Source organism: Bacillus sp. SA1-12 (assembly GCF_000981385.1).
Classification (GTDB): Bacteria; Bacillota; Bacilli; order Bacillales; family Bacillaceae; genus Metabacillus.
On sequence record NZ_LATZ01000048.1, the window covers coordinates 1 to 10482 of the forward strand.

The 10482-nt window shown below is 34.3% G+C and carries 12 protein-coding genes and 2 pseudogenes; 13 read left to right on the top strand and 1 reads right to left on the bottom strand.

Translation table 11 applies throughout. The features are described from left to right. Nucleotides 1-212: 212 nt before the first annotated feature. The 8 genes from WQ54_RS17325 to WQ54_RS17360 all read left to right on the top strand — a co-directional run bounded on the left by WQ54_RS17325 (nucleotide 213) and on the right by WQ54_RS17360 (nucleotide 7399). Nucleotides 213-878 carry an HAD family hydrolase gene (locus tag WQ54_RS17325; protein ID WP_046585847.1) on the top strand — a complete coding sequence of 222 codons (666 nt, stop codon included), beginning with the start codon at nucleotides 213-215 and terminating at the stop codon, nucleotides 876-878. 285 nt (nucleotides 879-1163) lie between these two features. Beyond that, complete coding sequence (locus WQ54_RS17330) at nucleotides 1164-2606, top strand: HAMP domain-containing sensor histidine kinase (protein ID WP_046585849.1); 1443 nt, start codon at nucleotides 1164-1166, stop codon at nucleotides 2604-2606. Between the two features lie 2 nt (nucleotides 2607-2608). Continuing rightward, a complete protein-coding gene (locus WQ54_RS17335; protein ID WP_046585851.1) occupies nucleotides 2609-3295 on the top strand; it encodes a response regulator transcription factor in 687 nt (228 codons plus the stop codon). Between the two features lie 282 nt (nucleotides 3296-3577). Beyond that, nucleotides 3578-4207, top strand: a complete 630-nt coding sequence (locus WQ54_RS17340; RefSeq protein WP_046585863.1) for an ankyrin repeat domain-containing protein — start codon at nucleotides 3578-3580, stop codon at nucleotides 4205-4207. A 97-nt stretch (nucleotides 4208-4304) separates the two neighbouring features. Continuing rightward, the gene (locus WQ54_RS17345) at nucleotides 4305-5267 is read left to right on the top strand and encodes a DUF4822 domain-containing protein (RefSeq protein WP_046585853.1); all 963 of its coding nucleotides are present in this window, start codon (nucleotides 4305-4307) and stop codon (nucleotides 5265-5267) included. Between the two features lie 240 nt (nucleotides 5268-5507). After that, nucleotides 5508-6044 carry a cysteine hydrolase family protein gene (locus tag WQ54_RS17350; RefSeq protein WP_046585855.1) on the top strand — a complete coding sequence of 179 codons (537 nt, stop codon included), beginning with the start codon at nucleotides 5508-5510 and terminating at the stop codon, nucleotides 6042-6044. 226 nt (nucleotides 6045-6270) lie between these two features. Next, nucleotides 6271-6627 carry a hypothetical protein gene (locus WQ54_RS17355; protein WP_052737851.1) on the top strand — a complete coding sequence of 119 codons (357 nt, stop codon included), beginning with the start codon at nucleotides 6271-6273 and terminating at the stop codon, nucleotides 6625-6627. A gap of 160 nt (nucleotides 6628-6787) precedes the next feature. Next, the gene (locus tag WQ54_RS17360; protein ID WP_156178005.1) at nucleotides 6788-7399 is read left to right on the top strand and encodes a hypothetical protein; all 612 of its coding nucleotides are present in this window, start codon (nucleotides 6788-6790) and stop codon (nucleotides 7397-7399) included. A 196-nt stretch (nucleotides 7400-7595) separates the two neighbouring features. Here the strand turns inward: WQ54_RS17360 and WQ54_RS17365 are convergent, their stop codons facing one another. Continuing rightward, entirely contained in the window at nucleotides 7596-7994 is a 399-nt protein-coding gene (locus WQ54_RS17365; protein ID WP_197089616.1) for a YkvA family protein, read from the bottom strand. 240 nt (nucleotides 7995-8234) lie between these two features. On the opposite strand from WQ54_RS17365, the gene WQ54_RS17370 reads away from it, so the two are divergent. The 5 genes and pseudogenes from WQ54_RS17370 to WQ54_RS34765 form a co-directional block, all read left to right on the top strand. Beyond that, on the top strand, nucleotides 8235-8642 hold the full coding sequence (locus WQ54_RS17370; protein ID WP_046585858.1) for a DUF4395 domain-containing protein: 408 nt from the start codon (nucleotides 8235-8237) through the stop codon (nucleotides 8640-8642). Between the two features lie 158 nt (nucleotides 8643-8800). Continuing rightward, entirely contained in the window at nucleotides 8801-9073 is a 273-nt protein-coding gene (locus WQ54_RS17375; protein WP_046585860.1) for a DUF2277 domain-containing protein, read from the top strand. A 297-nt stretch (nucleotides 9074-9370) separates the two neighbouring features. Next, complete coding sequence (locus WQ54_RS17380) at nucleotides 9371-9937, top strand: helix-turn-helix domain-containing protein (protein WP_046585861.1); 567 nt, start codon at nucleotides 9371-9373, stop codon at nucleotides 9935-9937. A 106-nt stretch (nucleotides 9938-10043) separates the two neighbouring features. After that, nucleotides 10044-10109, top strand: a pseudogene (locus WQ54_RS35670) (hypothetical protein); the annotation flags it as partial. Between the two features lie 33 nt (nucleotides 10110-10142). Next, nucleotides 10143-10482: pseudogene (locus WQ54_RS34765) on the top strand (IS3 family transposase); the annotation flags it as partial.

A 10482-nucleotide genomic window follows, 5' to 3' on the forward strand; every position in this document is an offset into this window, starting at 1 on the left:
TGGGCTTAAAAGTTTATATCAAAGATATGAATTTCTACGTCAAACTTAATTGAACCGCCGTATACCGAACGGTACGTACGGTGGTGTGAGAGGTCGGGGGTTAGTCACCCCCTCCTACTCGATTTGAGAAATTTAGTGAAAGAAGATTTTTGAACTTTTTATGAAATCTTTTGATAATATTAAGAAGGCATCATACTAGATGGGAGTTTAAAATGGACAAATATAAAGTAATCTTATTCGATTTAGACGGAACGCTTTCAGACCCAAAGGCAGGTATTACCAAATCTGTTCAATATGCACTACAAAAAATGAATATTTATGAACCGGATATTGACAAACTTGAATGTTTTATTGGCCCTCCACTACAAATCTCCTTTGCTGAATATTATGGTTTTAATGAGGAAGAGACACAAAAGGCAATTGGTTTTTATAGGGAAAGGTTTGAGGAAAAAGGGATGTATGAAAATCAATTATATTCAAAAATTCCAATACTCTTAAAATCGCTTAAAGAATTACATTTCACTTTAGTTATCGGAACTTCAAAGCCTACGGTATTTTCTGAAAAAATAGTAAATTTTTTTAATATTGACCACTATTTTGAACTTATTGTAGGAAGTAATCTTGATGGAACAAGATCATCAAAGACTGAAATTATTCAATACATACTAGACAAGTATAATGAACATAAGTTAGATGAATTTATTATGATTGGCGACAGAAAGCACGATATTATAGGAGCAAATAATAGTGGCATTGACTCTATTGGAGTAACTTATGGATATGGCTCTTATGAAGAATTAAGGAATGCTAACCCTACATATATAATAAAGAGTGTCGATCAAATAAGAGAGATATTAACTAAAAGTCTAATAAAATAAAAGCTGTCTTATACAAAATGGCGCTTTCCATAAGGAAGGCGTTTTTTCATGTTCCAGATCAAGCTTTCATTGATTCAATACAGTAAAAAGTGATGCTTATTATAAGGTGTTTAGAAATATTTCATACCTAGTTTAGAAAGTTTTAAGATTTATGTGATATGCTTCTTTTAATTAATTGGAAAAATGAGCTTCCTTCATTTGGATAATGTGGTTTACAACCGTATCTTGCATGCTAAAAATAGAAATAAATCTGGTGAAAATTTTATAACAGAGTGAGTGAAAGAGATGTCAATTAAAATGAGGTTCCTTCTGTCTTATATTGGGGTGATCCTTTTTTCGATCACTTTATTATTGGCAGCTGGGTTTTTAATTATTTTTGCTATAACAGGTGATGTAAAATCTGTCGAGCATCTTTACAAAAAAACATATGTGCAAAAACCTCTGACAACAGTAGAAGAAAGTGTGTTTCTCGATTTAAAGCTTTTTGCTAAAAATAATTCTAAACAGCTCCTAAATGAAAATGAGCTCAAGAAGATGGAGCATGAAGATATTGAGTTTGTTGTTAGAAAGGGCACGAAAGTAGAGTATGCTTCCCCTAATCTCGACAAACAGGCATTGGTTCAATATCTACCTGGATTTGAAGAAACAAACATCAATACGCGAGATACGATTCGAATCAACGACTATTTTTTTACGTATGTGAAGTTTGATTTTTATTTTCCGGATAAAAGTGAAGGAAGTATTTTCGTTTTAAGAAAGGCAAGTTCCTATGCTGATCTTATCCGAGAATTGTTTCCCATCTTATCAGGGCTGCTGCTATTTCTGTTTATCATGATTATTGGTATGTTAAACTATTTAGTTTCACGAAGCATTATTAAGCCTATTTCCATTCTAAAAGAAGGTGCTGATCGAATAAAATCAGGTGATTTAAATTTTGAAATCAAGGCAAGTTCGAATGATGAAATCGGACAATTAAATAAGGCATTTGAGGAAATGAGAACAAAATTAAAAGAATCTGTAAATCTTCAGCTTCAGTATGAGGAAAATCGAAAAGAGCTTTTGTCTAATATTTCACATGATTTAAAGACACCTATTACTTCTATTATTGGGTATGTAGAAGGGATTAAGGATGGTGTTGCAAATACTCCTCAGAAAATGGAAAAATATTTATCGACTGTGTACGTAAAAGCAAAAGATATGGATTCTTTGATTGATGAGCTGTTCCTATTTTCCAAGTTGGACTTAAAAAAAGAACCCTTCCATTTTGAAACGGTCGAACTGGATAATTATCTGCAAGATTACGTAGAAGAACTTACAATTGAATTACGTGAGCAAGGGATTCATCTTGAGTTTCTCCCCTTGAATAAACCAATCTACGTGACTGCGGACAGAGAGAAATTAAAGCGAGTATTGGCCAACTTAATGAGCAATTGTGTGAAATATATGAACAAAGACAAAAAAAAGATATCTATATCTCTTCATGATCATTTAAATGATGCAGTTGTACAAGTAACAGATAATGGTCAAGGGATAGAATCTTCTGCATTGCCCTATATTTTTGACCGTTTTTACCGTGCAGAACAATCGAGAAATTCTCAGACAGGCGGAAGTGGTTTAGGACTTGCAATCGCTAAACAAATTATCGGGGAGCATGGAGGGGAAATCTGGGCAACCAGCGAGATCGGTAAAGGGACAACTGTATGTTTCTCCCTAAAGAAAGGTGAATAAATGTGAAAGAAATATTACTAATTGAAGATGATATTAGCATTGCAGAATTGCAAAGAGACTATTTAGAAATAAATGATTTTCGTGTCGATATTCAACATAGTGGTGATGCAGGTCTTCAACATGCTCTAAAAGGCCATTATGACTTAATCATCCTGGACATCATGCTCCCAGGATTAAATGGATTTGAGATTTGCAAACAAATACGTGCTGTTAAAAACATTCCTATTTTGCTTGTATCTGCTAAAAAGGAGGATATCGATAAAATTCGCGGCCTTGGTTTAGGGGCGGATGATTATATTACTAAGCCTTTTAGTCCAAGCGAACTGGTAGCTAGAGTAAAAGCACATATAGCGCGCTATGAGCGTTTGGCAGGGAACCAAACAAAAACAAATACGATTTTCGTTCATGGAATCTCCATCGATAAATCTGCACGCAAAGTTTATCTTGACGGAGATGAAGTTCCCTTTACAACAAAGGAATTTGATTTGCTTGTGTTTTTTGTCATTCATCCGAACCAAGTATTAAGCAAAGAGCAGCTATATGAAAAGATTTGGGGGCTGGAGTCAGCAGCAGATGTTTCAACGGTGACCGTCCATATTAGAAAATTACGCGAAAAAATTGAAAGAGACCCTGCACATCCTAAATACCTGGAAACCGTTTGGGGAGCAGGATATCGCTTTAATGTATAACGAACGTTTTAACCCGTCTCTAGTGACGGGTTTTTTTATAAGTATTAATGAATTTTTTGAATAAGTTTATCTTTTTTTAAGAAATTGTTTAGATGGAGTTTAAGATTACGTACTACCATAGATTAGGAAGAAATAATTAAATAAAAAATAGAGTTGGAGGATAATGCTATAGTATAAAAATCGTTTATTAGAGCCAACAGATTGTTAATGTAAAGGAGGGGACCGAGCGTGTTTAATACGCGGAAGTGGTTGGCATTAGTATTAAGTTGCCTACTACTGCTCATAGGTTGTGCCTCATTTGACAAAGGGGGAGAAGCAGTGAAGGAGAAACTATTTCAAGCAGCAAAACAGGGAGAAACCAATACTGTAATTAGACTGATTAAGGAAGGGGTCAACATTAATGCACAAAACTCAAATGGTCAAACTGCTACTATGATTGCAACCTATCAAAATGATGTCGCAACTGCTAAAGTACTTATCGAGGCAGGGGCTGATGTCAACATTCAGGATGACATGAAAAACAGTCCCTTTTTATTTGCGGGTGCAGAAGGATATATAGACATCCTAAAGCTTACAATCAAAGCAGGGGCAGATCCAACGATTACTAACCGGTATGGGGGAACAGCTTTGATCCCTGCTGCTGAACATGGATATGTCGATGTCATCAAAGAACTGCTTACCAATACCGATGTTGATATTAATCATGTCAATCATCTTGGTTGGACAGCCTTATTAGAAGCTATTATTTTGAATGATGGAGACGAAAGACAGCAGCAAACCGTACAGTTACTAATAGATTATGGAGCAGATGTGAACTTAGCTGATAAAAATAATGTAACGCCTTTGCAGCATGCACGTAAGAAAGGGTTTAAAGAGATTGAACAAATCTTGTTAAAAGCAGGTGCAAATTAGCCAGCTTGTATTCAAATCAGTACAGTAGAAACTTTACTACTATATATCCACACATCAATGTAAATGACAAGACAATCATAAATGAGGAGACGACAAAATGAACAAAAAAGCAAAAGCACTTTCATCCATACTACTTGGTTTCACCTTAGTTTTAACAGGTTGCAGCGTTAACGCTCAAGAAAATAGTAGTGAATTGAAGCAAGAACAATCTGTAAAAGAGAGTAAAAAGGAAAACAAGTTAACAAAAGGACAGGAAATGGCTAAAATTCTAAGTAGTACAAATTGGCAGGGGACAAAAGTTTATGATAAAAATCATAATGATGTAACAAAAGAAAACGCAAATTTTATTGGACTTGCCAAATTTGATGGTGAAACTTCAAGATATGAATTTTTTGATAAAAATACAACAGAAACTCGTGGAGATAAAGGAACTTTCTTTATTACTAACGACGGAAAGTCCAGAATACTAATTTCTGAATCAATGGGATATCAAGCGGTTGTGAAAATAACAGAACTAAATAAAAATAAGTTTACCTATAAAAGAGTGGGGAAAGATGCGAAAGGTAACGATGTAGAAGTATTTGTTGAACATGTTCCTTATAAGGAAAAAGCACTTTCATTCACAGATCCAGATAAGACATTAAACACCAGCACAGGAGAGATCGTGACAAATATTGATGGAGATAGCATTTTATCCAGCACCAATTGGCAAGGAATAGTAGCATTAGATGAAAACGGCAATGATGTATCAAACTATAACAAAAATTTCTTAGGTCTTGCAAAATATGATTTTAAAACAAACAGATATGAATTTTTTAATGCTATGACAGGTAAAAGCCGGGGTGATTATGGCTATTACGATGTTGTACATGGAAATAAACTAAGAGCTCACGTTTCATTAGGAGATAATAAGTATGGTGCTATTCTTGAACTTACAGAGCTTAATGAAAACAAATTCACCTATAAAAGAATGGGTAAAGATAAAGATGGAAAAGAAATCTTAATAACGGTTGAACATATCCCTTATCATGGTGATTTCAAGCTAAAGTTCACTAAATAAGATGAACTTCATTAAGGATGTCAAATAGGGAACGGTTAGCTCCGCTCCCTATCTTTTTGTCAAATTGTATATACACTATCCATTAGTTATTTACAGTAATAGTATTTTCTTTTTGGACTATTGATTGCTTGAGTTGAAGATCATATTTTGATCGGCAGCTCTTTTTTGTGTTTCATGCTAATTTAATAAAGGGAAAGGATAACATTTCGGTGAATTTTACCTTAGAAAGGTGGTTTATAGATGAAACTCGAAAAAACAACTAAGACGGCTTTGTTAATAATTGATGTCCAAAATGCTATGTTTGACGAATCAAATCCGATCTACGATGGAGACCAGCTGCTTAGTAATCTAAAAGACTTAATTAGAAAGGCACGAACGGCTAATATCCCTGTCTTTTATGTTCAGCATAACGATGAAGAATTCGTAACTGGATCTCCGCCATGGGAAATCCATTATTCAATTGCCCCCAATGAGGGGGAGATAATCATTCAAAAGTCAACACCTGATTCTTTTCATCAAACGGACCTGGTTGAAAAACTTAAGGTACATCAAATCGAACATATCATTATTGCCGGAAACCAAACGGAGTATTGCATAGACACAACAGTACGCCGTGCATGTAGTCTTGGATTTAAGGTTACCCTTGTTAAAGATGCACACCGAACATGGAATAAAAATACGTTAAGCGCCCAACAAATTATTATTCATCATAATGAGGTGTTGGGCAATGCATTCGCCGCCCTAAAAAGTACGAAGGAGATTCAGTTCTCAGAATAGAAATGTTGTCATTGTATAGAGTTTGCCAATCTCTGCTTTTATAAATTGTGATATGCCTTTAATGATTAACGAGTAAACCCTTCAATCTGTTTAATAGATCTATATGGTTAACAAAGTTTTGCTGCCAAAAAAAAATGCCAGCTGTTAAATTATTGAAAATAAAGGAATTGTTTTGCGGAAATTTCTTGAATTACAATGTAAAAACACTTAGTAGAGGTGAAATGTTTTGGAATTAATGAAACTTCGTCCATTTATTCCGTCAGGGAAGGATTATCGCTTGGCACAGAGATTTTTTGAAGATCTAGGTTTTGAACAACTATATTCCGACGAGGGATTAAGTATTTTTCGAAAAGGGGAGCAAGAATTTTTCCTTCAAAACTTTCATAACGAAGAATTCCAGGGGAATTATATGGTTGAATTGCTTGTAGCAGATCTTGATGGGTGGTGGGCGCATATTCAGAAAAGTCTGCTTAACAAGTATCCTATTAAGGCAAAGGAACCAACAGTCTATCCATGGGGAAAGCGTGAGATTCATTTAACTGATCCATCAGGTGTGTGCTGGCATATCTCAGAAATAAAATAAAACTGTTAATAGACAGGGTGTTCTATATCCAAACGGAGTAGCGCACATTTCTTATTTGGCTAACTTATGTCAGTTAATAAAGGAATTAACGTTACAATGTAGAATTTATCAACTGAAGGAATAAAATGTAAATTTGATCGATGATAAGGTGGAGGTACTTTTGACTAGAATAAACATGACTCAGGAAGAATTTCATTCAGCAAAAGAATATATTTTATTCGAAGACGGAGAAAACGTTTCAAAAATATATATTGGTCCTTCAGAGTATGAAAATTATGATGATAAAACTAGACAATTTCTATATGATTTTATTTGCAAACAAGCGATATTCCCAGTTTTTCTAACTTTTGAACCATACACTGATGTAACGGAAGAAATCGAATCAACATTAAAAAAGGGCTATATTCAATACACATTAAGGTTTGAAAGTAAAAAACGCAAAAGCTTCCCAGTTTTCCATGTTGTCATCAATAACCCTTATTCATTAAAACTTGTTTTAGAAGAAACCTTTTGGATTGCTTCATCTAATCAATTTTATGCATTATCTTTTCCTAATAAAATCCGTTACAAATTAGCGATTAGAAGAGGGATATTTGGAGGTAAGAAGCCATATATGGTGCCGTGTATTAATATGAGAGAAAACTCTACTATTATTAATATATGGTTCGATGGGCAAGGGTTTAACATTTATACAAATGACTCCCGATATTCTACCATTGAAATGCTAACCCATCATATTCCTAAGGGAACAATTATAGACAACAATCAATAGATAGAAACCTTGTTTTAGAGATAATAGGATCGTACTTAAAATGGCAAATACTAATCTTTTTAAAGTGGTTATTAAGAGAATACGATTAAAAGAGTCACTTATTTGTTCGTGAGTTTTTTATCATATGATTACCCTGAACTTAAACGTTATTACATGTTGAAATTTAAAATGGTTTAATGGGGAGAAGAGAATTTTTTTAACCAATTAGGTTAATTAGAATTTTGCCAATCCAAACTGCTAACAAGATCCAAATAATAATAAAAAGAATGCCTACAAACCAATTCTTTGGTTTTCCATTTTTCTTTATCTCTTCTGCTTTTTCCCAATTATCCTGTATCACATCAGATGGTATCAGTTTCAAGGCAATGGAAATCCCTAGAGGAACAAGAATAAGGTCATCTAAATACCCTAAAATAGGAATAAAATCGGGGATTAAATCAATTGGACTAAAGGCATATGCCACGACACAAATGGCTACAGCTTTAGCGAACCAAGGGGTTCTTTTATCTTTATAAGAAAGATAAAGTACAAATAAGCTTTGTTTTAATTTTTTTGCTAAGTTTTTTAATTCATATAAAATAGTATTGTTTTTCATTATTATTTCCCCCATTCAAATTCATTATAAATTACCTAGTGGATAATGGAAACGTTCCTAATATATATTTGTAAAATTGAAAGTTCCATTTCAGCAGTTGTTGTTTTTTAAACGTATATATCTGTTTTTAAGCTAACGGCTCCCCAAGAACATCAATTGCTCAAGATTAAACATTGAAGGTTAAAAATAAGCATTCCCTTAAAAAATCACATATAATTTTCTATAAGGAGGTGTAATGATATGAATATTCCTAAACCACTTGTTCAAACAAATCAGGTGTTTATTGTTGTTACTGTTTTATCTGCCCTTTTGCTTTATAAATGGTTATTATTGATCCCTTTTATCGTTGGTGCTTTAACCCTTATAACAAAGCGTCACTTAGTCATACTAATAGGGCAAAAGTTCTTAAAAAAACCATTTTCTCAATATGTACAAGAAGATCGTGATCAGCAATTATTCAATCAATGGATAGCCACTGTATGTTTAGGTATTTCCCTATTGTCCTTTTATTTTGACTTCGAATTATTAGGCTTTATTTTTAGTATGATGGTTGTTTTAGCAGCAGGTGTTGCATTAATGGGATTTTGTATTGGTTGTACGATTCGTTATCGCTACCTTATATGGAGGCACAGACGGAAACAAGTTTGACTATAATATGAAAACATTGAAACGTATATGTGAAACTCCTGTGAGAGCAGCATGACAGGTTAAACTTTTCCTCCAGATAGGTGTAACCTATCAATATAGAAGGATAGTAGGTATAATTTGTATAATAGAATTTATTATGATAACAAAAGGAGAAACTTATGTGCCGAAACATTCGAACATTATTTAATTTCGACCCGCCAGCTACCGATGAAGAGATTCATGCAGCATCCCTTCAGTACGTCAGAAAGATAACAGGCTATAACAAGGCTTCAAAGGCGAATGAGGAGGCGTTTAATCGTGCAGTCTATGAGATTGCAAAGGTTTCTAGAGATCTATTGAATTCGCTGGAAACCAGTGCCGAGCCACGCAATCGTGAGGTCGAAGCTGAACGTGCTCGGACCAGAGCAGCTAAAAGGTTTGGAACAAATTAGAGGACTAAAGAATAGAAAAGAGTGCGATCCTTATCCGCGGGGCGCGTTTATCGAGCAGCGCGTCTTTTTTATGAGGTCATTTAATGGAATAAGGGGCAAAGGATAAAACAAAAAGAGTTAAAAATAATTAATATTAAACAACTTTGACATTTTCTACTCTCTAATTGAAAGTTGAAACATATCTTTTATTTTTCCTTCAATACAATGGTGCAGATTCATTTGAATATGATAAAGGCAGCTAAAGATGGACTGCACCCCAAAAGTTAGAGTGAAATCTAATTATTGGGGTGTTTTTTAGTGGCTAAATATAGTGAAGAATTTAAGTTGAAGCTTGTAAAAGAGTATTTAGAAGGTAAATTGGGATATAGATTATTAGCACAAAAGTATAATATGAAAGACTCTACACGTATTTTGAGATGGGTAAAAGCTTACGAAAAATTTGGGGAGAAAGGGTTAATGAGAAAGAAGAACAAGGAAACTTATTCTGTTCAATTTAAGCTAGATGTATTAAGCTTTATGAAAAGAACAGGTTCTTCAGAGACTGATACAGCCCTTCAATTTGGACTAACCAACCCTTCTATGATAGCTTCTTGGAAGAAAGCTTTTTTGGAGGGTGGTCCTGAGGCCCTGGATAGACCGAAAGGACGGCCATCCATGTCTGATTTTAATAAGAACAAAAGAAATAAAAAAGTTGCAGAAGAAAAGGAAATGACGTACGAACAAAAATTGGAGAGAGAAAACGAACTTCTGCGTTTAGAGGTAGAATACCTAAAAAAGTTGCGAGCTTTTCAGATGGATCCGGAAGGCTATCTCGAAAAGCACAAGCAGCGTTATCATTCGAACTCAAAGAAATCTTCAAATTAAAGGATGTTTTACGAATAGTCGGTATTCCGGAGTCTTCCTATCATTATCATATAAAAGTAATGAAGAAAAAAATCCAGATCACGTACTTGAGGAAACTGTTCAATCTATTTTTGATGAAAATAATGGCAATTATGGTTATCGTCGTATCAAGCTAGAATTGAAAAATCGCGGTTCTAAAGTGAATCATAAAAAGGTGCAACGCATCATGAATAAACTCGGACTCAAAGGAGATAAGTTCAAAAGAAAATCACGGAAGTACAGTTCTTACAGAGGGACTATTGGAACTGTTGCCAAGAACCGTATTAATCGCCGTTTCCACACAAATAGGTGTCATCAAAAATTAGCAACAGATATCACAGAATTTAAGTGTTCTGACGGTGTAAAACTGTATTTCAATCCCATTATGGATATGTTCAACGGTGAAATTCTTTCGTATGGGATAGGTATGCGTCCAACCTTAGAATTAGCCCTTAAACCTCTAGAGGAAGCCCTTGAAATAGTAAAAGTTTCAAAGTACAGGACTACTGTACATTCTGATCAAGGAT

Bases quoted from the DNA above. Each gene is read 5' to 3' on its own strand.
- WQ54_RS17325 (WP_046585847.1), top strand. From the start codon at position 213: ATGGACAAATATAAAGTAATCTTATTCGATTTAGACGGAACGCTTTCA.
- WQ54_RS17330 (WP_046585849.1), top strand. From the start codon at position 1,164: ATGTCAATTAAAATGAGGTTCCTTCTGTCTTATATTGGGGTGATCCTT.
- WQ54_RS17345 (WP_046585853.1), top strand. From the start codon at position 4,305: ATGAACAAAAAAGCAAAAGCACTTTCATCCATACTACTTGGTTTCACC.
- WQ54_RS17350 (WP_046585855.1), top strand. From the start codon at position 5,508: ATGAAACTCGAAAAAACAACTAAGACGGCTTTGTTAATAATTGATGTC.
- WQ54_RS17365 (WP_197089616.1), bottom strand. From the start codon at position 7,994: ATGAAAAACAATACTATTTTATATGAATTAAAAAACTTAGCAAAAAAA.
- WQ54_RS17370 (WP_046585858.1), top strand. From the start codon at position 8,235: ATGAATATTCCTAAACCACTTGTTCAAACAAATCAGGTGTTTATTGTT.
- WQ54_RS17375 (WP_046585860.1), top strand. From the start codon at position 8,801: ATGTGCCGAAACATTCGAACATTATTTAATTTCGACCCGCCAGCTACC.